This window comes from Amycolatopsis speibonae (assembly GCF_042647925.1).
Classification (GTDB): domain Bacteria; phylum Actinomycetota; class Actinomycetes; order Mycobacteriales; family Pseudonocardiaceae; genus Amycolatopsis; species Amycolatopsis speibonae.
Map to the genome: position 1 here is coordinate 1 of NZ_JBHRWK010000003.1, position 22,176 is coordinate 22,176.

General features: G+C 69.1%; 21 protein-coding genes. 11 read left to right on the forward strand and 10 right to left on the reverse strand.

Going from position 1 to position 22,176, the window contains the following annotated elements:
* Together ACFOSH_RS00845 and ACFOSH_RS00850 are read left to right on the forward strand one after the other, a co-directional pair.
* A partial coding sequence (locus ACFOSH_RS00845) for a hypothetical protein (RefSeq protein ID WP_378236619.1) occupies positions 1-188 on the forward strand: 188 nt, incomplete at its 5' end.
* A 179-nt stretch (positions 189-367) separates the two neighbouring features.
* Positions 368-1,807, forward strand: coding sequence for an APC family permease (locus tag ACFOSH_RS00850; protein WP_378236728.1), 1,440 nt, complete (start codon positions 368-370; stop codon positions 1,805-1,807).
* Here the strand turns inward: ACFOSH_RS00850 and ACFOSH_RS00855 are convergent.
* From ACFOSH_RS00855 to ACFOSH_RS00865, 3 genes are read right to left on the reverse strand one after another with little or no spacing between them, the layout of a single operon-like run.
* Positions 1,782-2,435 carry a DUF6885 family protein gene (locus ACFOSH_RS00855; RefSeq protein ID WP_378236729.1) on the reverse strand — a complete coding sequence of 218 codons (654 nt, stop codon included), beginning with the start codon at positions 2,433-2,435 and terminating at the stop codon, positions 1,782-1,784. The two genes, ACFOSH_RS00850 and ACFOSH_RS00855, sit on opposite strands and share 26 nt — an antisense overlap.
* A complete protein-coding gene (locus ACFOSH_RS00860; protein ID WP_378236620.1) occupies positions 2,435-2,851 on the reverse strand; it encodes a GNAT family N-acetyltransferase in 417 nt (138 codons plus the stop codon). The genes ACFOSH_RS00855 and ACFOSH_RS00860 overlap by 1 nt, the downstream gene beginning before the upstream one ends.
* A gap of 46 nt (positions 2,852-2,897) precedes the next feature.
* Complete coding sequence (locus ACFOSH_RS00865) at positions 2,898-3,692, reverse strand: EamA family transporter (protein ID WP_378236621.1); 795 nt, start codon at positions 3,690-3,692, stop codon at positions 2,898-2,900.
* 339 nt (positions 3,693-4,031) lie between these two features.
* Between ACFOSH_RS00865 and ACFOSH_RS00870 the strand changes: the two genes are divergently transcribed.
* The 3 genes from ACFOSH_RS00870 to ACFOSH_RS00880 all read left to right on the forward strand — a co-directional run bounded on the left by ACFOSH_RS00870 (position 4,032) and on the right by ACFOSH_RS00880 (position 5,781).
* Positions 4,032-4,211, forward strand: a complete 180-nt coding sequence (locus ACFOSH_RS00870; protein ID WP_378236622.1) for a DUF7455 domain-containing protein — start codon at positions 4,032-4,034, stop codon at positions 4,209-4,211.
* 126 nt (positions 4,212-4,337) lie between these two features.
* Positions 4,338-5,201 carry an alpha/beta fold hydrolase gene (locus ACFOSH_RS00875; RefSeq protein ID WP_378236623.1) on the forward strand — a complete coding sequence of 288 codons (864 nt, stop codon included), beginning with the start codon at positions 4,338-4,340 and terminating at the stop codon, positions 5,199-5,201.
* Positions 5,182-5,781: a TetR/AcrR family transcriptional regulator gene (locus tag ACFOSH_RS00880; protein WP_378236624.1), complete on the forward strand. Its 600-nt coding sequence runs from the start codon at positions 5,182-5,184 to the stop codon at positions 5,779-5,781. The genes ACFOSH_RS00875 and ACFOSH_RS00880 overlap by 20 nt, the downstream gene beginning before the upstream one ends.
* Here ACFOSH_RS00880 and ACFOSH_RS00885 read toward each other — a convergent pair.
* From ACFOSH_RS00885 to ACFOSH_RS00905, 5 genes are all read right to left on the reverse strand, one after another.
* Positions 5,778-6,959 carry an ROK family transcriptional regulator gene (locus ACFOSH_RS00885; RefSeq protein WP_378236625.1) on the reverse strand — a complete coding sequence of 394 codons (1,182 nt, stop codon included), beginning with the start codon at positions 6,957-6,959 and terminating at the stop codon, positions 5,778-5,780. The two genes, ACFOSH_RS00880 and ACFOSH_RS00885, sit on opposite strands and share 4 nt — an antisense overlap.
* Positions 6,960-6,970: 11 nt before the next feature.
* Entirely contained in the window at positions 6,971-8,431 is a 1,461-nt protein-coding gene (locus ACFOSH_RS00890; RefSeq protein WP_378236626.1) for a sugar ABC transporter permease, read from the reverse strand.
* 23 nt (positions 8,432-8,454) lie between these two features.
* On the reverse strand, positions 8,455-9,228 hold the full coding sequence (locus ACFOSH_RS00895) for an ATP-binding cassette domain-containing protein (RefSeq protein ID WP_005164482.1): 774 nt from the start codon (positions 9,226-9,228) through the stop codon (positions 8,455-8,457).
* A gap of 89 nt (positions 9,229-9,317) precedes the next feature.
* Positions 9,318-10,454, reverse strand: a complete 1,137-nt coding sequence (locus ACFOSH_RS00900; protein WP_093932599.1) for a sugar ABC transporter substrate-binding protein — start codon at positions 10,452-10,454, stop codon at positions 9,318-9,320.
* A 662-nt stretch (positions 10,455-11,116) separates the two neighbouring features.
* Positions 11,117-12,871 carry a DEAD/DEAH box helicase gene (locus tag ACFOSH_RS00905; RefSeq protein ID WP_378236627.1) on the reverse strand — a complete coding sequence of 585 codons (1,755 nt, stop codon included), beginning with the start codon at positions 12,869-12,871 and terminating at the stop codon, positions 11,117-11,119.
* A gap of 264 nt (positions 12,872-13,135) precedes the next feature.
* Here ACFOSH_RS00905 and ACFOSH_RS00910 point away from each other — a divergent pair, with 264 nt between their 5' ends.
* Both ACFOSH_RS00910 and ACFOSH_RS00915 read left to right on the forward strand, forming a co-directional pair.
* On the forward strand, positions 13,136-14,260 hold the full coding sequence (locus tag ACFOSH_RS00910) for a YihY/virulence factor BrkB family protein (protein ID WP_378236628.1): 1,125 nt from the start codon (positions 13,136-13,138) through the stop codon (positions 14,258-14,260).
* Between the two features lie 132 nt (positions 14,261-14,392).
* The gene (locus ACFOSH_RS00915) at positions 14,393-17,536 is read left to right on the forward strand and encodes an efflux RND transporter permease subunit (protein ID WP_378236629.1); all 3,144 of its coding nucleotides are present in this window, start codon (positions 14,393-14,395) and stop codon (positions 17,534-17,536) included.
* Between the two features lie 89 nt (positions 17,537-17,625).
* Here ACFOSH_RS00915 and ACFOSH_RS00920 read toward each other — a convergent pair whose 3' ends face one another.
* Both ACFOSH_RS00920 and ACFOSH_RS00925 read right to left on the reverse strand, forming a co-directional pair.
* Positions 17,626-18,462, reverse strand: a complete 837-nt coding sequence (locus tag ACFOSH_RS00920; RefSeq protein WP_378236630.1) for a hypothetical protein — start codon at positions 18,460-18,462, stop codon at positions 17,626-17,628.
* Between the two features lie 123 nt (positions 18,463-18,585).
* A complete protein-coding gene (locus ACFOSH_RS00925; protein ID WP_005164469.1) occupies positions 18,586-18,828 on the reverse strand; it encodes a DUF3039 domain-containing protein in 243 nt (80 codons plus the stop codon).
* A gap of 58 nt (positions 18,829-18,886) precedes the next feature.
* Here ACFOSH_RS00925 and ACFOSH_RS00930 point away from each other — a divergent pair, with 58 nt between their 5' ends.
* From ACFOSH_RS00930 to ACFOSH_RS00945, 4 genes are read left to right on the forward strand one after another with little or no spacing between them, the layout of a single operon-like run.
* Positions 18,887-19,693 (forward strand): sporulation protein, encoded by an 807-nt coding sequence (locus ACFOSH_RS00930; RefSeq protein WP_378236631.1) that lies wholly within the window; start codon positions 18,887-18,889, stop codon positions 19,691-19,693.
* 1 nt (position 19,694) lies between these two features.
* Complete coding sequence (locus ACFOSH_RS00935) at positions 19,695-20,339, forward strand: HD domain-containing protein (RefSeq protein WP_378236632.1); 645 nt, start codon at positions 19,695-19,697, stop codon at positions 20,337-20,339.
* Between the two features lie 9 nt (positions 20,340-20,348).
* Positions 20,349-21,266 (forward strand): pseudouridine-5'-phosphate glycosidase, encoded by a 918-nt coding sequence (locus ACFOSH_RS00940; protein WP_378236633.1) that lies wholly within the window; start codon positions 20,349-20,351, stop codon positions 21,264-21,266.
* Positions 21,263-22,138, forward strand: coding sequence for a carbohydrate kinase family protein (locus tag ACFOSH_RS00945; RefSeq protein WP_378236634.1), 876 nt, complete (start codon positions 21,263-21,265; stop codon positions 22,136-22,138). The genes ACFOSH_RS00940 and ACFOSH_RS00945 overlap by 4 nt, the downstream gene beginning before the upstream one ends.
* Positions 22,139-22,176 lie beyond the last annotated feature (38 nt).

The following is a 22,176-nucleotide window of genomic DNA, read 5'->3' on the forward strand; positions in this document are numbered from 1 at the left end:
GCCTCGAACTTCGCCGCCAGTACCGCCTCGACATCCTCCACCGAACCCATAACACAAGCATGACAGCCGAAATCAAAATATACGGTTTATTTATCGGCGCGCCCCGAACGTCCGGGATCTTCCCTGCTCGGTTGTCGGGCGCAGGTCCGGGCCGGGGTGAGCTCGCGACGGTGCTGCTCGGCGGCTGAAGTGCTTGGTGACCGGTGAGGCGTCGGTTGGGTGGGTCGTGAGTGGTAAGTGACGTTAGAATGCGACTTACCACTCACGACCACTCCGGCCCACCCGGCCCTGCGAGCTTCGGCTCCCACCGATCTGCGAGGTGGGCGGCGATCTTCTAGCGTGAGCCTTCATGCGGCGAACTCTGGACGTGGACGAGGTCCTGAAACGGCAGGACTCGGGTGAGCTGAAACGCCGCCTCAAAGCGCGCGATCTGGTCGGCTTCGGGGTCGGCATCATCATCGGTACCGGGATCTTCACCCTCGCGGGTGTCGAAGCGAAATCCCACGCGGGCCCTTCGGTCACGTTGTCGTTCGTGCTCGGCGCCGTCGTGGCCGGGATGGCCGCGCTCTGTTACGCCGAACTCGCCTCCAGCGTGCCGACGGCGGGAAGCGCCTACACCTACGCCTTCGCCACTCTCGGCGAGACTTTCGCCTGGATCATCGGCTGGGACCTGCTGCTCGAGTTCGCCCTCGGCGCGGCCGTCGTGTCACGCGGCTGGTCCGGCTATCTCGCGAATCTGATGGGGCTCTCCCCCGAGTGGTTCGGCGAAGACGCGAAAGTGAACATAGGCGCGGTCGCGATCATCGCCGTGCTGACCGTGATCGCCGTCATCGGGATCAAGGAATCGGCGCGGGTGACGAATCTGCTCGTGCTGGTGAAGGTCGCGGTGTGCGTGCTGATCCTCGCGGTCGGCGTGTTCTACATCCGCGGCGAGAACCTCACACCGTTCATCCCGGCCGCCCAGCCGCCGACGGAGACGGCCGGAGCCCTGCATCAGCCGATCGTGCAAGCCGCGCTCGGGCTCGAACAGTCCGTCTACGGTATCGCCGGGATGGTGACGGCCGCCGCGGTCGTTTTCTTCGCCTACACCGGTTTCGAGGCGCTCGCCAACCTCGGCGAGGAGACCGTGAACCCCAAACGCGATCTGCGGGTCGGCATCCTCGGCGCGCTCGGGGTCTGCGCGCTGCTCTACATCGGGGTCTCGCTGGTGCTGACCGGGATGGTGCCGTTCGCCGAGATCGACACGGGCGCCCCGCTCGCCGACGCCTTCGACCGGGTCGGGCAGCACTGGGTGGGCGCGCTGATCTCGCTCGGCGCGGTCACCGGGCTGACGTCGGTGATGATGGTGGAACTGGTGACGATCGGCCGGATCGGGTACGCGATGGGCCGCGACGGCCTGCTGCCGAAGAAGTTCGGTACCGCGCATCCGCGCTGGGGCACCCCGCACCGGATGACCATCGCCGGCGCCGTGCTGATCGCGGTGCTGGCCGCGCTGGTCCCGATCTCTGAACTAGCCGACATGGTCAGCATCGGCGCACTGTCGGCGATGATCATCGTCGCGCTGGCGGTCCCGGCGCTGCGCAAGCGCCGTCCGGACCTGGATCGCCCGTTCACCGTGCCGTTCTCGCCCTATCTGCCGATCGTGGCGGCGCTGGCGTGCTTCTACCTGATGCTCAACCTGGACGTGATGACCTGGCTGCGGTTCGCCGCGTGGCTGGTGCTCGGCCTGCTGATCTACGTCTTCTACGGGCGCAAGCATTCCCGCTTCGCCAAGGACGGCCTCAGCTCCACAGACCGGCCGTCGTGATCGCGGCGACGGCGGCCTCGGTGTCGCCGTCGTCCACCACGACCAGCATCCGCTTCAGCGCCGCGGCCAGCCATTCCACCGGCTGGTCGTGCAACCCGTGCCGACCATCCATAATGGACACCAGCGTTCCCTCGGTGCCGATCCGCATCCCGGCCGCCAGCACGAAATGCGCCTCGGCCGGTCGCCAGCGGGACGACCACAGCGGTGGGATACCGGTATCGAGGTAGTCGAGCAGCGCCCGCTCGGGCGTGTCGTGCGCGCCGAACTCGGCCGGGTCGACCTCCGCGATCACCGCGACCCGAGGCAGTGGCCACAGCGCGGCCAGGAGCATGAACACCGACTGCGGTGACCGGTCACCGAGGGCGGGCACCGCCACGAGCCGTCCGCCCGACAGCGTGCCGATGGCCCGTGACAGGCCCTCCGTCGTGGTTCCCGACAAAGCCGCGACGTCGTCCTGGCCCGCGACGTCGAACCCCGCCGCGCGCAGGGCGGCCAGCGCCGTGAACGGCCCGGCGAGCCCGTCTTTTTGCGGGAGTTCGGCCCGCGCGACGGCGACGAGGTGCTCGCCGCCGGGCAGCCAGCGGCGACCGGACAGCCCCGTCCGGTCGCCGTCGATTCCGGAGGACATCAGTCTTCGAACGTCCACGACTGCATGACGAACGGCCCTTCGTTCGCCGCCCCGGCCGAAGCGTAGGTCGCCAGCGCGGCCTCGTTGTCCGTTTCGACCCCGACCCACATCCCGCGGCAGCCGCGCTCCCGCGCGATCCCGGCCAGCGCGTCGACCAGGTCGCGGCCGATCCCGCGCCGCTGGTAGTCCGGGCTGACGTCGAGTTCGTTGAGGAACATCTCGGTGCCCTTGTCCGGATGCGTCACCTCGGTGCCGGTGATCATCCCCGCGGGTTCGCCGTCCTCGTAGGCGATCAGGAGGTGGTTCTCCTCCCCCGCGAGGAACTTCTCGGACGCCGTCCGTTCCGCGGGCCCGTCGAACAGGTGCTGGGCGGCGACGACCTCTTCGACGGTCCTGGCCCGCCGGATCTCGGCCACGTGTCCTCCTGGTGCTCGAAGCGCCACAGACTGGTCAGTATCCCGCTCAGAGGGGCGCCGGGCCATCACGTTTCCCCGGCGAGCGCAGCGCCACCCCGGCGACGACGGCCAGCGTGCCGAGCGCCTCGGGCAGGGCCGGGACCTGCCGGAGCCAGAGGAAGCCGATCACCCCCGCCGTGACCGGCAGCAGCGCGAGCAACAGGGCGAACCGCGCCTGCCCCGCCTTGCGCAGGACCACCTGATCGAGCGCGTACGGCACGACGGTCGCGAGCACACCGACCCCGACGCCCAGCAGGAGCAGGCGTGGCGAACCCCACACGGCGCCGGTCCCGAGCGCCAGCGGCGACAGCACCACGGTGCCGACGGTGAACCCGACGGCCAGCCCGTCGATGCCGTTCCCGCCGACCGCGACCCGCTTCCCGAGCAGGATGTACCCGGCCCAGGCGGCGGCCGCGGCCAGCGCGAAGAGCACGCCGGACAGGCTGCCTTCGAGCCGGACGTCCGCGATGGCGAGCACCCCTGCCGCCACCAGCAGCAGCGCGAAGACGTCGCGGCGGGTCCGCGAGCCGAACGCCGCCACCACCACGGGCCCGGTGAACTCGAGGGCGACCGCGGTGCCGAGGGGCAGCCGGGCGATCGCCTCGTAGAAGAGCACGTTCATCCCGGCGGTGACGACGCCGAAGGCGCCCGCGAGCAGGAACGTGCGCCCGGTCCACGCCGAGCGGGGCGGTCTGCGCCACGCGAGGAGGACCATCGCCGCCCCGAGACAGCGGAGCCAGGCCACCCCCGCGGGGGAGGCGACCGAAAAGAGACCTACGGCGACGGCCGCACCGGCGTACATGGAAATTCCGCTGAGAACGAACAAGATCGGTGCGGGCGCGCTCGGAAGGCGGTTCCGGACGACTGCGATACCCACCCCCGCATGGTGCCTGACGTGGGAAAAGACGGTTCGACGGGGAGTCTTCTCCTACTTTGCGTGATTACGCTACGACATCCGAGGTAATTACCAGTGACAAATGAGACACCCGCACGGGAACACTTGCGGGTCGCCAAACGTCTGGAAGAGTGGAAGCACGAACACGGCGGGGCCGGGAACGAACGTTTCCGGCATCAGTGCCGAAGTGGTCGTAGCTGGATCGATGGCACCGGGTCACCGGTGCCGGGACGGAGGGAGACTCCAATGACTTCGCCGACGCTCACCCGCCCCGAACTGACCGCTGTCGACCGATGTGACCGGTGCGGTGCGGCAGCTCAGGTTCGAGCCATTCTCAGCACCGGTGGCGAGTTGCTCTTCTGTGGTCACCACGCCCGCGCACACGAAACGAAGCTCAAGGAAATGTCCGCGGACATTCAGCGGTAGTCCACCAGTCCACGACCACCGGCGGCCGGCTACTCCCCAGGGAGAGAGCCGGCCGCCCTGTTTTTTGCCTGCGGCCGCCCTGGTTTTGCCTTCAAACACATACAGACAGCATGTATGTTAGTTGCCATGACGAACCACGACCTCCTTGGCGAAGTGCACGAGGTGGATCTCGGCGGCGCCCGCGTCCGCTACCGCGACCGCGGCGAAGGCCCTCCCGTGGTCTTCGTGCACGGACTGCTGACCAACGGCTTGCTCTGGCGCAAGGTGGCTCCCACGGTCGCCGACGCCGGCTTCCGCTGCCTGACCCCGGACTGGCCGCTGGGCTCGCACGAGATCCCTGCCCCCGACGCCGACCTGAGCCCGCCCGGGGTCGCCGCGCTGATCGCGCGGTTCCTCGAAGTACTCGACCTGACCGACGTCACCGTGGTCGCGAACGACACCGGCGGCGCGCTCACGCAACTGCTCATGACCACGTCCCCGGCACGGGTGGGCCGTGTCGTACTGACCCCGTCGGACTCCTTCGAGCGGTTCCTGCCGCCGATGTTCGCGGGGCTGACCCCGCTGGCCCGGATCCCCGGCGGCGTCCGGGCGGTGATCCTGGCGTTGCGCTGGCGGTGGCTGTTGAAGACGACGGACTTCCTCTGGCTGGCCAAGCACCCGGTCCCGGAGCACATCCTCGACGCCTATCTGCTGCCCAGCAGGCGGAGCCCGGAGATCCGCGACGATCTGCGCCGGTTCCTCGTCGCGGTCGACAAGCGCTACACGCTGACCGCGGCCGAGCGGCTTCCCGCGTTCGAGAAGCCGGTGCTGCTGGCCTGGGCGCCCGAAGACCGGCACTTCCCACTGTGGCTGGGCCGCAAGCTCGCCGGGGTCCTGCCGAACGCCGAACTGAAGACGATCGAGGACTCCTACGCCTTCGTGCCGGAGGACCAGGCGGAGCGGCTGAGCGGCATGATGGTGGAATTCCTGCGTGCCCACGCCACGACGTAGCCAGACCGAACGATCGCAGTCGACGCAGGCCGCGTTGATCACCGCGGCGCGGAAGCTGTTCGCCGACCCGGGTTACGCCGCCGTGCCCGCCGACGAGATCGTCCGGGCGGCAGGCGTCACCCGTGGCGCGCTGTACCACCACTTCGGGGACAAACAGGGGCTGTTCCGCGCGGTGATCGAGCAGATCGAAACCGAGATCACCGAGGAGCTTCGGGCGTTCGCGCGGTCGGTGGACGATCCGTGGTCGGCGGCCATCGGCGCGCTGGGCCGCTTCCTGGACCTGTGCCTGCGGCCCGAGGTGGTGCGGATCTCGCTCACCGACGCCATCTCCGTCCTCGGCTGGCCGGAATGGCGCGAGCTGGAGAACCGGTACGGCCTGGGCCTGATCACGGAGTTCCTGGAAGGTGTCGCCGCGGAAGGGCGGCTGATCGACGCGCCGATCCCGGAGCTCGCCCAACTAGTGCTTAGTGCCTGCGCGGAGGCCGCGCTGATGATCGCGCACGCCGAAGACCCCGAAGCGGCGAAGGAGAAGTCCCTCGCCGCCCTGGTGGCCCTGCTTTCCGGTCTGGTGAAGACCTAGACGGTGTCCAGGATCATCTCGAAGGCTGCTTCGGCCGCGCCCAGCAGCTTCACGTCCGCGCCGAGCGCCGAGCTCACGATCTGAGTCCCGCCGACGGCACGGCTGACGAGACTCCGCCGCCGCACCTCGGCCGCCACCGTCCGCACGACCGAATCGGGCAGCACGGTGAGCAGGTCGCCCAGCACGACCAGCTGCGGGCCGAGCAGGTTGACCACGTTCACCAGGCCCAGCGTCAGCCACTCCGCGAACTCCGAGAGCCGTTCCTCGGCCGCGCGCGGATCCCGGCCCAGTTCGCGCAGTTCGAACAGGATCGCCCCGCGCGGGGTGTCCTCGGGCAGGTCGAGCGCGCGGCACAGGGCCGCCTCGCCGACCTCGGTCTCCCAGCAGCCGCTGGACCCGCAGTAGCAGGGACGGCCGCCCGGCCGGATCGCCATGTGCCCGATCTCGCCGACGTACCCGGAGCCGCCGCGCAGCGACGAGCCGTCCGCGATGATCCCTCCCCCGACCCCGACGTCGGCGGAGACGTACACGGCGTCGGACGAGCCCCGCGCGGCACCGCGCAGGTGTTCGGCGATGGCCCCGAGTTCGGCGTCGTTGCCGACCAGGACGGGAATGCGCAGCACACCGCCGAGCCGTTCCCCGAGCGCCACGTCGGTCCAGCGCAGGTTGGGCGCCTCGTGGACGTGCCCGTCCGTCCGGCGGACGACGCCGGGCACGGACACCCCCGCGGCGATCGGCTGCACGCCGAGGTCGCCCGCCAGTACGGTGGTCGACTCGATCACGTGGGTGATCACCTCGTCGGCCTCCCGCATCCGGCCGCGGAGGTTCCAGCTGTTGCGCCCGAGGATCTGGCCGCCGAACCCGACCAGCGCGATCGCCACGTGTTCGACCTGGAGGTCGACCGCGAGCACCACCGCCGCGTGCGGCTGCGGCAGGACCAGGAGCGAGGGACGGCCCGCCCCTCGTCCCGGCCTGGGGACCCGCTCCTCGACGACACCCGCTTCCGCGAGGCCGTCGACGAGGGTCTTGATGGTGCTGCGGTTGAGCCCCAGCGAGGTCGCCAAGGTCGCCCTGGTGCTCGGGCCGCTGACGTGCAGCAACCGGAGCAAGGTCGTGCGGTTGTGCCTGCGCACCTCGTCTGGTCGTGCAACGGGTGTGCTGGTCACGGACTTCATCATTCCATGCGGACTCAGCGCGGCGACGCAGCCGCGCGGCGCCGGGACAGCGCGTCCACCGTGGCCGCGAGCAGCAGCACGAGCCCGGTGACGATGTTGACCACCGCCGCCGACTGCTTGAGCAGGCCCAAGGCGTTCTCGACGACCGCGAGCACGAGGCCACCGATCACCGCGTCGACGACCCGGCCCTTGCCGCCGAACAGTGACGTACCACCGATGACGGCGGCGCCGACCGCGAACAGCAGCGTGTTGAGGCCACCGGCCTGCGGGTCGACCGAACCGACCTTCGACGAGTAGACGATCGCGCCGATCGCCGCCACCGCCGAGCAGATGACGAACACCGAGGCGCGGATCTTCTCGACGTTGATACCGGCGCGGCGGGCCGCTTCACGGTTGCCGCCGACGGCGTAGATGTGGCGGCCGTACTGGGTGCGGTTGAGCACGTAGGTGCCGAGCACCAGCAGGGCGAGCACGATCGGCACGACGTACGGGACACCGGAGATCACGATGTTCGGGTTGGGCGCGCGGTTCAGCGTCAGCAGGTACGTCGCGATCGCGGCGACCACGCCGATCGCGCCGACCTTGAACAGCACCATCGGCGTCGGCTGGGTGACCAGGCCGCGTTTGAGCCGGGAGAAGTGCTGGCCGAGGCTCACCGCGGCGAAACCGCCCGCGAAGACCAGGAAGAGGATCCAGCTGCCCAAAGTGGACAGGTTGCCGTTGGCGACCTTGAACAGCACGTCCGAGGTGCTGATGCCGAGCGTGCCGCCCTCGCCGATGAACTGGAGGATGACACCCTGCCAGGCGAGGAAGAGCGCCAGCGTCACGACGAACGAGGGCATCCCGATCTTCGAGACGAGGAACCCGGTGAGGACACCGATCGCGCCACCGACGCTGATCGCGAGCACGATCTCGATCCACGGGTTGGCCGCGGTTCCCGACAGCACCAGTGCGATGGCGAGCACGGCGAACCCGACGCCCGCCCAGATCCGCAGGATCACGCCGAGCAGACCGGCGATCGCGAGCACCACGAGGAACGTGATGAACACGCCGTTCCCCATGCCGCCCAGCAGGTTCCCGTTGCGCACGTAGTGCATCGCGAGCACGGCGGCGGTGACGCCGGACGCGGTACCCGCGGACAGGTCGATCTCGCCGAGCAGCAGCACGAACACGATGCCCATCGCGATGATCGCCTTGCCGGCGCCCTGCGCCATCAGGTTCGCGATGTTGTTCATCGTCAGGAAGGTGTCCGACAGCGAGGCGAACACGATCACCAGCACGAGCAGGCCGAGCAGCGCCGGGAGCGAACCCAGCTGTCCCGCCTTGAGCCGGGAGAAGTAGTCGCCGATCGCCTCACCCGTTGACATCGATGTCGTGTCGATGCCGAAGTCCGTGATGGCCGCCGACGGGTTGAGCGCGGCGGCCGCCGGCTTGCCCCCCTCCGGCGAGGCGGGCTTTGCAGGTGTCTCAGTCATTTCCGGTTCTTTCTCGCCTCGTACTAGAGGACGGCGGCTTCGGGGCGGGCAAGGCCGAGATCGCCGGAGCGGCCGGCGGTGATCAGTTCCACGACCTGGCCGTGGGTGACGTCCTTGGTGTGCACCTCGGCGACGAGGCGGCCGAGGTAGAGCACCGCGATGCGGTCGGCGACCTCGAAGACGTCGGCCATGTTGTGGCTGATCAGCACCACACCGAGGCCCTGTTCCGCGAGGCGGCGGACGAGGTCGAGCACCTGGCGGGTCTGTGCGACACCGAGCGCGGCGGTCGGCTCGTCGAGCAGGACCACCTTCGAGTCCCACAGCACGGACTTGGCGATCGCGACGGTCTGCCGCTGCCCACCCGAGAGGGCGGAAACGGGCGTGCGGACGGACTTCACGGTGCGGACCGAAAGCGACGCGAGCGTCTCGCGGGCCGCCTTCTCCATGCTGGCCTCGTCGAGCAGCCATTTGCTGCCGCGTTCCCGGCCGAGGAACATGTTCTGCACGATGTCGAGGTTCTCGGCCAGGGCGAGGTCCTGGTAGACGACCTCGATCCCCAGATCCGCGGCGTCACGCGGGCCGTGGATGTTCACCTGTTTGCCCTGGAACGTCACCGTGCCCGAGTCGTAGCCGTGGATGCCGGCGATCGACTTGACCAAAGTGGACTTGCCGGCACCGTTGTCGCCGACCAGCGCGGTGACCTCACCGGCGCGCACGTTGAAGTCCACGTCGTGGAGAACGTGGACCGGCCCGAAGCTCTTGTTCAGCTGCTTCAGTTCGAGGATGGGTTCGCTCATGGGGGTTTCTCGAATTCTCCCGGCTGGTTACCGGACCGGGCCGCGCTGTGTCCGAGCGCGGCCCGGCCCGGTTGTCTGGATTTAACGGGTCAGGAGATACCGAGCTGCGTGCACGCCGCCGCAAGGTCGCCGCCGCAGATCTCGGCCGCCTTGACGTAGCCCTGCGTCACGACCTCCTTGACGCCTTCCTTGGTGGTCAGCTTCGGCTCGAGGAGCACGGACTTGACCTCGCGGTTGCCCTTCGGGTCCTTCGCCTTGCCGGTGGCCAGCGCGTCGGCACCGGCCTTGTCGCCCTTGGCGAGCAGGACGGCGAGCTTCGCCGCGGCCTCGGCCTCTTCCTTGATCGGCTTGAAGACCGTCATGTACTGGTCGCCGCGCAGGATCGCCATGAGGCCGTCCGCGGTGGCGTCCTGGCCGGTGACCGGGACCTTGCCGTTGAGGCCGTTCTTCTTCAGCACGGTGATGACCGCGCCGGCGAGACCGTCGTTCGCGGCGACGACGCCGTCGACCTTGCCCTTGTTGTCGGTCAAGATCTGCTCGAAGGTCTGGCCACCCTTCTGGTTGTCCCAGTTGTCGATGGCCTGCTCGCGGACGAGCTTCAGGTCGTTGCTGGCGAACTTCGGCTGCAGAACGGACTTCTGGCCGTTCGCGAACAGCGTCGCGTTGTTGTCGGTCGGGGCGCCCTCGATCATGACGACCTCGGCGCCCTTCTTGTCCTTCAGCGCGTCGGCGAGGCCCTGGCCCTGCAGCTGGCCGACCTTCTCGTTGTCGAACGAGACGTAGTAGTCGGAGCTGCCGCCGAGGTTCAGGCGGTCGTAGTCGATCGTCGGGATACCGGCGGCCTGCGCCTTCTTGGCGACCGCCGAACCGACCTCACCGTTGATGGCGGCGATGATCAGGACCTTGACGTTCTGCGCGATCATGCCGTCGGCCAGCGTGGTGAACTTCTGGACGTCGCCCTGGGCGTTCTGGACGTCGGCGTCGAAGCCCGCGTCCTTGAGCGCCTTGGTCAGGAACGGCTTGTCGAAGGACTCCCAGCGCGCGGAGGTGGCGGTCTCCGGCAGGATGACACCGACCTTGCCGCCGGCGGCGGCACCGCCCGGGGCAGGGGCGGACTGCGAGGAGTTGCCGCTGTTGCCCGAGTCTGCGGTGTTGGCGCCACAGGCGGACAGCACCAGGCCGGCGCCCACCGTCGCGGCGAGGAGGGTAAGGGTTCTGCTGCGCATCCTCGTTCCTTCTCCGATCTTGCTCGCGGGCGGCGATCCTGGAGGACCCGTCGCACCATCGCGCATATGTTGTGGGCGACAACATATGCCGCCGAACGTGTTTCGCGGAAGATGGCTGGATCGATTAAGCCTCATCAAATGGACACGGTTTGGCAACGTGGCCGTAGCAAGGCGTACGAAGTCTAGGTCCGCTGACGGTGTGACCGCCACCACTCACTCAGGGTGATCGGCGCAGCTGATCACCCTGCGAGGACCGGCGCGTTCGCCGACGCCATCTGGACCGAACCGGCGGTTTCGCGTGACTGGCTGGACGGCACGCGTGATCCGAGGGACGACTCATGTGACTGGACGGACGACACGATGTACGAGCTGGTCCCACGGTGAGTCGTCCGCCTGATCACGCGTGTCGTCCATCTGATCACGCGTGTCGCCCGCCTGATCACGTGTGTCGCCCGCCTGATCACGTGTGTCGCCCGCCTGATCACGTGTGTCGCCCGCCTGATCACGTGTGTCGCCCGCCTGATCACGTGTGTCGTCCGACCGCCGCAGCATGTACCTAGGACGCTCACGACCCAGTGCTCTCGCCGCCGGATGCTATGAAAGGTCCTTTCCTTGCAAATTTTGCAAGGAAAGGACCTTTCATAGCGTTCGGTACGGGGCGGCTACCAGGTGCGCAGGGTGACGATGCGCTCTTCGAGCTGCTCGACCGTCGCCATCGCGGTCGGCGGCCCGCCGCAGATCCGGCGCAGCTCGTTGTGGATCGCGCCGTGCGGCTTCCTGGTGCGGTGGTGGATCACGCCCACCAGCGCGTTCAGCTCCTTGCGCAGGCTGCCGAGCCGCTCGCTGACCGACTGCGGCCGCGCGACCGGCGCGGCCTCCTCGGCCTTCGGCTTGCGCCGCTTGTCGTCGGAAAGCTGCTCCTCCTGCCGCTTCCGCAGCAGGGCGCGGACCTGGTCCGGTTCGAGCAGCCCCGGCAGGCCGAGGTACTCCTGCTCCTCGTCGGAGCCGGAGAACACGGCGGTGCCGAAGGAGTTGCCGTCGTAGATGACCTGGTCGAGCTCGGCGGAGGCACCCAGCGAGGTGAACGCCTTCTCCTCCTCGCCCGGCTCGTCCTCGGTGCGGTTGGCCTGGGCGAGGAGCTCATCCTCCCAGCCGTCCTTCTCGCGGTGCGGCTTGCCGAGGACGTGGTCGCGCTGCGCCTCCAGCTCACTGGCCAGTTCCAGCAGCACCGGCACGCTCGGCAGGAAGACCGAGGCCGTCTCGCCGGGTTTGCGCGAACGCACGTACCGGCCGATGGCCTGCGCGAAGAACAGCGGGGTCGACGCGCTCGTGGCGTAGACGCCGACGGCCAGGCGCGGGACGTCGACGCCTTCGGACACCATCCGGACCGCGACCAGCCAGCGGTCGGTCGAGTCGGCGAACTCCTTGATCCGCCCGGACGCCTTGGGGTCGTCGGAGAGGACGACCGTCGGGGTCTGGCCGGAAAGGCGCTCCAGGATCTTGGCGTAGGCGCGCGCGGACTCCTGGTCGGTGGCGATGACCAGGCCGCCGGCGTCCGGGATGCCGTTGGCGCGCAGCTGCGCGAGGCGCGTGTCCGCGGCCTGCAGCACCGCGGGGACCCATTCGCCCGCCGGGTCGAGCGCCGTGCGCCAGGCCCGCGCGTTCTGCTCGGCCGTCAGCGGCTCGCCGAGCCGCGCGGTGAACTCCTCCCCCGCGCTCGTGCGCCAGGAGGCCTCACCGGAGTAGGCGAGGAAGACGACCGGCCGGACCACGCCGTCGGCGAGCGCGTCGGCGTAGCCGTAGGAATGGTCGGCCTTGCTGCGCTGGAAACCCGAACCGTCGGGCTCGTAGGTGACGAACGGGATCTGCGAGTCGTCACTGCGGAACGGCGTCCCGGTCAGCGCGAGACGGCGGACGGCGGGCGTGAACGCCTCGCGGACAGCGTCGCCCCAGGACTTCGCGTCACCGCCGTGGTGGATCTCGTCGAGGATGACCAGCGTCTTGCGGTTCTCGGTGCGCACGCGGTGCAGCGTCGGATGCGCCGCGACCTGCGCGTAGGTCAGCGCGACACCTTGGTAGTCGCGTGACGTGGCACCGGCGCCGTTGCGGAAGTTCGAGTCGATCGCGATGCCCGCGGCCGCCGCCGAGGCGGCCCACTGGTGCTTCAGGTGCTCCGTCGGCGCGACGATGGTGATCGCTTCGATGGTCCGGTCGCTCAGCAGCTCGGCGGCGATCCGGAGACCGAACACCGTCTTGCCCGCGCCCGGCGTCGCGACGGCCAGGAAGTCCTTCGGTTTCTTCGTCAGGTACTTCGTCAGCGCGCGGCGCTGCCAGGCACGCAGCGGGCGGGCGGTGCTGTCCTTCGCCGCGGGAGGCGCGCCCAGCTCGCCGCGCTTGCGCTCAACCGTTTCAGACATGCCGGTTCCCCTCCTCCCTCACCCGAAACCCCTGGTCATCCGCCCTGTCACAAGCGAAAACCCTCACTTTGCCAGCCGGCCGCGACGCCGGCGCCTGAGGTGAGGGCACTCCAGTGAGCCTACCTGCCGGGTCTATGGAACGCCGGAAGCGCCACCCCCGTTGTCGATTTACTCACCCGAAAACCCAGGGGTGGCGAGCCGAATGCCGCAGCATGGACCATGCTGGACACCGTCAAGGGCGCTCGGCGCCGGCGGAGGAGCTGCATGAGCGAGGAGAACGGCCGTCCCGAACCGGCCGCCGAGGTCGCGAAGGCCCGCAAAGGCCCGTTGCGCCTGCTCAGCCGCACGCTCAACAAGGCCTGGGAAGGCAACATCTTCTCCGAGGCCGCCGAAGCCGCGTTCTGGCAGACGCTCTCCCTGCCGCCGCTCCTGCTGGGTCTCCTCGGCTGTCTCGGCTTCGTCGGCGACTGGTTCGGCCAGGAGGTCGTGACCGCGGTCCACGACCGGATCATCACCTTCAGCAAGACGATCTTCAGCGACAACGCCGTCCACGACATCATCGAGCCGACGGTCAACAGCATCCTGTTCGTCGGCAAGGGCGAGATCGTCTCCATCGGCTTCCTGATCTCCCTGTGGGCGGGTTCGTCGGCGATGTCCTCGTTCGTCGACGCGATCACCGTGGCGCACGACCAGTACGGCGTCCGCAACGACGTCTGGCAGCGGATCTTCGCGCTGCTGCTGTACCTGGCCGGGCTGGTCATCCTGGTGGTCGGGCTGCCGCTGCTGGCGATCGGACCGGATCTGCTCCCCCAGTTCTTCCCGAACGACTGGCGCGACACGGTGTCGTTCTGGGTCGGCACGCTGTACTACCCGGTGCTGGCCGTGATGATCGTGCTGGCGCTCACCACGCTCTACAAACTCTCGCTGCCGCGACGGCTGCCGTGGCACCGCGGGCTGCCGGGCGCGATGCTCGCCATGGGTGTTTTCCTGCTCTCCAGCATCGGCCTGCGGATCTACCTGAACTGGATCACCAAGACCGGCTACACCTACGGCGCCCTCGCCGCGCCGATCGCGTTCCTGCTGCTGATGTTCTTCATCGGGCTCGCGGTGGTCGGCGGCGCGTACTTCAACAGCGCGATCCAGGAACTGTGGCCCGCCAAGGCGACCAAACGCCAGCGCCGGAAATGGCGGCGGCTGGAAATGGAACGCGCCGGGGAACGGATCCGCGCCGAAGAGGGCCGCAAACTGTGGGAACGGACGACGGTCCCGCTCCGCCGTCCACGCCAGAACGGCGATTCTCCCGAAAGTGACGCCGAACACGCGTCGGAACAATCAGTGAACGAAGAAACGCAGAGCGAAACCGATCAGGTGACAGAACGGCGAAGTTGACGCCGTTCTGTCGATGACCTCATCCCGAAGTCGTACTCAAATTCCACCCGTGGTGTGAATCCAGCCCGCCCTCCGCCATGAAAAGCTCGCGGCAATCGCACGTTCCGAGTCGCCTTTCTGGGGGATCCCGTCATGTCCACGCTGGCCAGACTGAGCCTGCGCAACCGAAGTCTCATCGGGCTGCTCGCCCTGGTTGTGATCGGCTTCGGCGCTTTCGCCCTGCCGCAACTGAAGCAGCAGCTGTTCCCGTCCCTGCAGTTCCCGCAGGCGCAGATCATCACGCCGTACGCGGGCGCCTCACCGGACGCGGTCGACCGCCAGGTCACCGAGCCGCTCGAAGGCGGGCTGCAGGGGTTGAAGGGGCTCGAAGAGCTGAACTCGTCGTCGTCGGAGGGACTGTCGCGGATCACCGCGCAGTTCGAGTTCGGCACCGACATCGACGCGGCCGTCGGGCAGATCCAGCGCGTCGTCGACGGGGTCAAGGCGCGGCTTCCGCAGAACAGCGAGCCGTCGGTTTCGGCGGGGTCCACCGACGACCTCCCGGTCGTACTGCTCGCCGCCGGGACCACCGGTGACCCGCAGGTGCTCGCACCCGCGCTGACCGGGGAGGTCGCGCCGGAACTGCGCAAGATCGAAGGCGTCCGCGACGTCCAGGTGACCGGCGCGCGGCAGCCGCGGGTCACCATCGCGCTGGACTACGCGAAACTGGCCGCCGCGGGCGTCGATCCGTCGTCGATCGCCACCTCGCTGCAGACCGCCGGTGCCGCCGTCCCGGCCGGGACGCTCACCGAAGGCGACAAGACGCTCACCGTCCAGGTCGGCGGCGGGCCGACCACAGTGGACACGATCAAGAACCTCTACCTGACGCCGTCGGCCACCCCGGGAGCGCGCCCCGGCGCCCAGGCGCCCAAGCCGGTGCAGCTCGGCGACGTCGCCGACGTCCAGGCCGGGTTCGCGCCGCCGACGTCGATCACGCGCACCAACGGCAAGCCGAGCCTCGGCCTGTCGATCACCATGGTGGAGAACGGGAACGCGGTCGCGATCTCGGAATCGGTGCGCGACAAGCTGCCCGAGCTGTCGAAGAAGATCGGCGCCGAGATGAGCGTCGTGTTCGACCAGGGCACCCCGGTCAAGGACGCGATCAGCGGCCTGACCACCGAAGGCCTGCTGGGACTGGCTTTCGCGGTCATCGTGATCCTGCTGTTCCTGATGTCGCTGCGCTCCACGCTCGTGACGGCGGTGTCGATCCCGCTTTCGGTGGTCGTGGCGCTCCTGGCGCTGTGGACCGGTGATCTGTCGCTGAACCTGCTCACCCTCGGCGCGCTCACCATCGCCATCGGGCGGGTCGTCGACGACTCGATCGTGGTGCTGGAGAACATCAAACGACATCTGGCGTACGGCGAGGAGAAACAGCGCGCTGTCCTCGACGGCGTCCGTGAGGTGGCGGGAGCCGTAACCTCGTCCACCCTCACCACCGTCGCGGTGTTCCTGCCGATCGCCTTCGTGGGCGGGTTCGTCGGCGAGCTGTTCTCGCCGTTCGCGATCACCGTCACCGTGGCGCTGCTGGCGTCGCTGCTGGTCTCGCTGACGATCGTGCCGGTGATGGCGTATTGGTTCCTCAAGCCGCCCAAGACCCCCGCGAACGAGCAAGAAGCCGAGCTCACGCGCTTGGCCGCCGAGGACAAGGAACGCCGCGGGCCGCTTCAGCGCGGGTATGTGCCGGTGATCCGGTTCGCCACCCAGCGCCGTGTCACCGTGGTGCTGCTGGCGCTGATCATCTTCGGTGGCACGGTCGGGCTGGCCTCGCGGCTGAACACGAACTTCCTCGACCAGTCCGGCTCGACGACGCTGAGCCTGTCGCAGAAGCTGCCGCCCGGCACCAGCCCCGAAGCCAAGGAGAAGGCCGCCGGCGCGGTGGAACAGGCGCTCGCCGCCGAATCCGCCGTCGAGACCTACCAGGTGAGCATCGGCGGAGGCGGCTTCTTCGGCGGCGGCGGGACGGCGACCAACATCCAGGCCACCGTCGCCAAGGACACCGACCTCGACGCGCTCTCGGATCGCTTGCGCGACAAGCTGGACAAGCCGGAACTCGGCGAGGTCAAGGTCGGCGCGGAGGCGGGCGGGTTCAACTCGGACCAGGTCTCGATCACCGTCACCGCACCGGACGAAGGCGCGCTGAAGCCCGCCGCCGAGCAGATCCGCCAGGCCCTGTCCGGGGTGCCGGACCTGACCGAGGTGACCAGTGACCTCGCGCAGGGTTCGCCGCGCGTGCAGGTCGAGGTCGACGCCGCCAAGGCCGCCGCGAGCGGGCTTTCGGCGACCACGATCGGCCAGATCGCGAACCAGGCCATCGCCGGCCGCACGGTGACCCAGCTGCCGGTGGACGGTCAGCGCACGGACATCGTGCTGCGGGCGGGCTCGGCGCCGGTGTCGGTGGACGCGGTCAAGGCGCTGCCGATCCCGAGCACGACCGGCGTCGTCCGGCTGGACTCCGTCGCGAATGTGTCCACAGTGGACGGCCCGGCCGCGGTGCACCGCACCTCGGGCGAGCTGAGCACCACGGTCACCGCCAAGAACACCGGCGCGGACCTGGCCGCCACCACGAAGGCCATCCAGTCCAAACTGGACGGACTGACCTTCACCGGTGGCGCGGCGTACAAGCTCGGCGGGGTCAGCGAGGACCAGCAGGAGGCCTTCGGGAACCTGTTCCTCGCACTGCTGGCCGCGGTCGCGATCGTGTACCTGATCATGGTGGCGACGTTCCGCAGCCTGATCCAGCCGCTGATCCTGCTGGTGTCGATCCCGTTCGCGGCGACCGGCGCGATCGGGCTGCTGCTGGCCACCGGGACCGCGCTGGGCCTGCCCGCGCTGATCGGGATGCTGATGCTCGTCGGCATCGTGGTGACCAACGCGATCGTGCTGATCGACCTGATCAACCAGTACCGGGCTTCGGGGATGAGCGTCGCGGACGCCGTCGTCGAAGGCGGCAGGCGGCGGCTGCGGCCGATCCTGATGACCGCGGCGGCGACCATCTTCGCGCTGGTCCCGATGGCGCTCGGCCTGACCGGCCAGGGCGGGTTCATCGGGCAGCCGCTGGCGATCGTGGTCATCGGCGGGCTGGTCAGCTCGACCCTGCTGACGCTGATCCTGGTGCCGACGCTGTACACGATGGTCGAGACGCGGAAAGAGAAGCGCCGCGCGAAGAAGGACGCTCGGCGGTCACGGTCTTCGGAGGCTCCGGCTTCCGAGACGCTGACGCCCGAGCCGACTTCGTAGGCCTGGGGGCGGGGGAGGAAGGCACGCCGGGCCGGTGGGACGCCCGGCGTGCCTTTCGCATTCGGCCGACTAAATGCGCCGGCGCGGGTTCAGGCCTTCCGGAACCGCCAGGTCTTGCTGTCGAACGCCACACACCACGAAGGCGACAGCACGACCACTCGCAGCGTCCCGTCGGCGGCCACGTCGATGCCCTCGGTCTCGAAGTTCCCGCTGCAGGTGCTCTTCAACGGCAGCTGGCCCAGCGAGGTCACCCGCCCGGTCACGTCCGAACCGGACAGCGCGCCGGAAAGATCGACCTGCAGCAGCGGCTTGGTCGTCCCGAAGAGCGAGCCCTCGGGATCGTCGGACGCGCACAGCAGGCGCGTCGCGGTGACGAAGTCGCAGCCCTGGATGTCCCGCACCGGCTTGTCGAGCCGGATCGCGGACGAGTACGGCAGGTTCGCCGACGGGTTCGTGTGCGCGACGCCGGGCATCGGGTGCACGAGGAGCCTGTCCATCGTTCCCCACTCGCCGGCCACCATCCAGCGCGCGTCGGGGGTCACCGCGGCGAACGAGTTGTTGTTCGCTTCCCACGACTCCAGCGCGTGCTTGTAGTTCGCCCATTTCCCGTCGGGCGACTCGACGCGGAAGAGCTTCTCTCCCCTGTCGTCACGCTGGTACGGCTCGACGTACCAACCCTGGGCGGAGCCCGGGTCGCCGACGTGCTTCCAGCCCTGAGAGGAGAGGTCCACGGGAACGGTCGTGATCCCGGTGTAGCGGTAGGTCGTCCCGGAAGGCCGCTCGATGGTGGCCAGGCCCTGGCCCTCGTCGAGCGGGCGGGCGTTGTCCGAACCGACCGTGGTCCAGCCTGTGACGGCTTGGGCGGCGGCGGGTGAGAACACCGCGACCAACGCGGCGATGGCGAGCACGATCCCGGTTCTACGCATGAAGGCTCCGTCCCGGCGGGGTTTCGCTGGCGGGTACTGATTACCAGCGATCACCGGGACGGGCAGCCACCATGTGAAGGATTTTCAGATTTTGTCCGGTTTCGGACACCGGACGGACGGCTGTCAGTCGCCCGGCTTGAGACCGTCGTAGATCTTCTTGCAGTCGGGGCAGACCGGCGAACCGGGCTTCGCCGACTTCGTCACCGGGAAGACCTCGCCGCACAGCGCCACGACGTGCGTGCCCATGACCGCGCTCTCGGCGATCTTGTTCTTGCGCACGTAGTGGAACATCTTCGGCGCGTCGTCATCGGTGCCGTCGGTGCCCTCGGGACGGGTATCCGGCTTCGGAAGGGTCTGTGTACTCACCCCTCCATAATGCCCCAAATCCTCCTGCGCACACCGGCGACCTGGCAGGATCTCGCCCATGTTCCAGAAGGTGCTCGCGACATTCGGTTCGGGCGGGGCGAAGATCGACGCCCGGCTGCTCGACCGCTCGGTCTCCCCCGGCAGACCCCTGCGCGGCGAGGTCCTGCTGCTCGGCGGCGAAGTCGATCAAGAGATCAACGGTCTCTCGGTGAAGCTGCTCGCCAGGGTCACGCTCCCGGACGAGCGCCGCCCGGGGGTCGAGGACCTCGAGTTCGGCACCCAGCAGCTGGCGGGCAGCGAACGGATCGGACCGGGCCAGCAGGTCCGGATCCCGTTCGAGGTCGCCCTGCCCTGGGAGACGCCGATCTCCAGCGTCTTCGGCAAGCCGCTGAACGGGATGGCCGTCGGCCTGCAGACCAGCCTCGACATCGCGAACTCCGTCACCGACCCGGTCGACGTCGACGGCGCCTCGATCGAGCCGCTGCCCGCGCAGAAACGGATACTGGACGCCTTCAGCCGGATCGGCTTCGTCTTCCGCGAGGCCGTGTTGGAGCGCGGCCGGATCAACGGCGCGACCCAGCAGCTCCCGTTCTTCCAGGAGATCCGCTTCACCCCGTCGCCGCGGTTCGCGCCCGTGTTCACCTCGGTGGCGGTGACCTTCCTGTCCTCGCCGTCGGAGACGCAGGTCGTGCTGGAGGTGACCAAGCGGGTCCGGGTGTCCAAGACCGGCGGGTTCGGCGGGCGCGGGCAGGAGTTCCTCGGCCTGTTCAAGGTCGAGCACGCCGCGCTGGACCGGGTCAACTGGGAGCCGCAACTCGAAGGGTGGTTGCACGAGGTGGCCAAGTCACGCGGAATCTTCGACTGAGATGGACTGGCCGACAGCGATCACCAGGCTCGGCGGCGATCACCAGATCGCCGCTGTCGCGTGGAACGACCTTCAGACCCGCTACGCCGAGCCGCATCGCCGCTATCACGATCTGCGGCACGTCACGGCCGTCGCCCGCGACAGCGGTGCCCTCGCCGTCGCCTTCGGCCTGAGCGCCCGCGAGCGGGCCCTCGTCGCCGTCGCCGCCTGGACGCACGACGTCGTCTACGACGCCCGCCCCGGCGAGGACGAAGAGGCGAGCGCGGCCTGGACCCGCGACGAGCTCACCAACGCCCGGGTCCCGGCAGCCGACGTCACCCGCGCGGAGGACCTGGTCCTCAGCACCATCCACCACTCCGCCCCGGACGACGACCTCCTCGCCACGGCGCTGCTCGACGCCGATCTCGCGATCCTCGGCGCGCCACCGGAGAGCTACGCGCAGTACGCGGCCGGTGTCCGCGAGGAGTACTCGATCTACTCCGACGAAGACTGGCGCGCGGGCCGCTCGGCCGTGCTGGAGAACCTGCTGGCCCGGCCGCGGCTATACCGCAGCGACATCGCACGGGCACGCTGGGAGAGCAAGGCACGCGAGAACCTCACGAACGAGCTGACCCGATGGCGTGACGCGGACCCACATCACCGATGATGTTCGTTCGTGACTCCGCAACTGTCCCTTCACGAAGAGGTCGCCTCCGCCCTCGCCGCCGGTGACCCCGTCGTCGCGCTGGAGAGCACCATCCTCTCCCATGGTCTCCCGCCCGGCCGCAACCTCGACGTCGCCCGGCGGCTGGAGAAGGTCGTGCGGGACGGCGGCGCCGTCCCCGCGACCATCGCCGTGCTCGACGGCGTCCCCCTGGTCGGCCTCGCCGGCGAGCAACTGGAACGCGTCTGCGCGCCCGGCGCGGACCTGGACAAGCTCTCCCTGCGCGACATCGGCCCGGCGGTCGGTCTCGGCCGCTCCGGGGCGACGACGGTCGCGAGCACCGCGGCGCTGGCCGCCGCGGCCGGGATCGGCGTGTTCGCCACCGGCGGGCTGGGCGGCGTACACCAGGGCGCGGAGCTGAGCTGGGACGTCTCGGCCGATCTGGGCGTGCTCGCGAAGGTGCCGACAACGGTCGTCTGCTCCGGCGTGAAGTCGGTACTCGACATCGCCGCGACACTCGAACTGCTGGAGACCAACTCGGTGCCCGTGCTGGGCTACCGCACCGGCGAGTTCCCCGCGTTCTACCTCCGCTCGTCCGGATTCGAGGTGCCGTGGCGGGTCGACGACGCCGCGCAGGCCGCCGCCGTCATCGCGGCGCACCGCGCGCACGCCGATTCCGGGGTGCTGCTGGCGAATCCGATCCCCGAAGCGTCCGAAATGGACAAGGAACTGCACGACCGGCTGCTCGCCGAAGGGCTGGAACTCTTGAAGACGCAAGGGGTGCACGGCAAGGACGTCACGCCGGTGCTGCTGGAGCACTTCCACACCGCGAGCGGCGGTGCGAGCCTCGACGCGAACGAGGCGCTGGTGCTGTCCAACGCGGAACTGGCCACCGCGGTGGCCGTCGAACTCGCCGGGAACGCGGCATGAGCGGCGGCATCGTCGTCGTCGGCGACGTCGGGCTCGACGTGGTCGCACGGCACGAGGGCCCCATCCCGCACGGTGGCGACATCCGCGCGAAGGTCCACTTCACCAGCGGCGGCGCGGGCGCGAACACCGCGCTGTGGCTGCGGGCAGAGGACACGGAGACCACCCTGGTCGCGCGGATCGGCGACGATTCCGGCGGCCGCATGGTGAAGAGCGAGCTGGAAGCGGCGGGCGTCCGCTGCGAGTTCGCCGTGGACCCCGAGGAACCGACGTTCTGTGTCGTGGTGCTCGTCGACGGCGCCGGTGAGCGGAGCATGCTCGCCGACCGCGCCGCGAACGCGAAGTTCAGCCCCGAGGACATCACCGAGCAGGCACTGGCCGGGGCGAGTCACCTGCACCTCTCGGGCTACGTCCTGTTGTACCCGTCATCGCGACCGGCGGCGCTCGCCTCGCTGGCGGCGGCGAAGAAGGCCGGGCTGACGACGTCGGTCGACCCGCAGGCGGCGACGCTGATCACCGATCCGGCGGCCTTCCTCGACGACGTGCGCGGCGTCGACCTGCTGATGCCGAACACCAGCGAACTCATCGCGCTGACCGGGTCGAGCGATCCCGAAGCGGCGAAGGAACTGCTGGACTACGTGGGCGAGGTCGTGGTCACCGCCGGTCTCGACGGCGCCAGCTGGGTCGACGCGGGCGGCACCATCACCTCGGTGCCTTCGAAGCCGGCCGAATGCGTCGACTCGACCGGTGCGGGGGATGCCTTCGACGCCGGAGTGCTGGCGGCGTGGCTGCGCGGCGAGTCGACCGTGGAGGTCCTTCGGGCCGGTACCCGCCTGGGTGCCCGCGCGGTGGCGAAGGTGGGACCGCAGCCGTAGCCCCTCACCGAACGCTATGAAAGGTCCTTTCCTTGCAA

Excerpts from the sequence above, each read along its gene's own strand:
- ACFOSH_RS00855 (WP_378236729.1), bottom strand. The coding sequence starts at position 2,435 with ATGTCCTCCGGAATCGACGGCGACCGGACGGGGCTGTCCGGTCGCCGC.
- ACFOSH_RS00865 (WP_378236621.1), bottom strand. The coding sequence starts at position 3,692 with ATGTACGCCGGTGCGGCCGTCGCCGTAGGTCTCTTTTCGGTCGCCTCC.
- ACFOSH_RS00870 (WP_378236622.1), top strand. The coding sequence starts at position 4,032 with ATGACTTCGCCGACGCTCACCCGCCCCGAACTGACCGCTGTCGACCGA.
- ACFOSH_RS00875 (WP_378236623.1), top strand. The coding sequence starts at position 4,338 with ATGACGAACCACGACCTCCTTGGCGAAGTGCACGAGGTGGATCTCGGC.
- ACFOSH_RS00885 (WP_378236625.1), bottom strand. The coding sequence starts at position 6,959 with ATGATGAAGTCCGTGACCAGCACACCCGTTGCACGACCAGACGAGGTG.
- ACFOSH_RS00890 (WP_378236626.1), bottom strand. The coding sequence starts at position 8,431 with ATGACTGAGACACCTGCAAAGCCCGCCTCGCCGGAGGGGGGCAAGCCG.
- ACFOSH_RS00895 (WP_005164482.1), bottom strand. The coding sequence starts at position 9,228 with ATGAGCGAACCCATCCTCGAACTGAAGCAGCTGAACAAGAGCTTCGGG.
- ACFOSH_RS00900 (WP_093932599.1), bottom strand. The coding sequence starts at position 10,454 with ATGCGCAGCAGAACCCTTACCCTCCTCGCCGCGACGGTGGGCGCCGGC.
- ACFOSH_RS00905 (WP_378236627.1), bottom strand. The coding sequence starts at position 12,871 with ATGTCTGAAACGGTTGAGCGCAAGCGCGGCGAGCTGGGCGCGCCTCCC.
- ACFOSH_RS00910 (WP_378236628.1), top strand. The coding sequence starts at position 13,136 with ATGAGCGAGGAGAACGGCCGTCCCGAACCGGCCGCCGAGGTCGCGAAG.
- ACFOSH_RS00915 (WP_378236629.1), top strand. The coding sequence starts at position 14,393 with ATGTCCACGCTGGCCAGACTGAGCCTGCGCAACCGAAGTCTCATCGGG.
- ACFOSH_RS00920 (WP_378236630.1), bottom strand. The coding sequence starts at position 18,462 with ATGCGTAGAACCGGGATCGTGCTCGCCATCGCCGCGTTGGTCGCGGTG.
- ACFOSH_RS00930 (WP_378236631.1), top strand. The coding sequence starts at position 18,887 with ATGTTCCAGAAGGTGCTCGCGACATTCGGTTCGGGCGGGGCGAAGATC.
- ACFOSH_RS00935 (WP_378236632.1), top strand. The coding sequence starts at position 19,695 with ATGGACTGGCCGACAGCGATCACCAGGCTCGGCGGCGATCACCAGATC.
- ACFOSH_RS00945 (WP_378236634.1), top strand. The coding sequence starts at position 21,263 with ATGAGCGGCGGCATCGTCGTCGTCGGCGACGTCGGGCTCGACGTGGTC.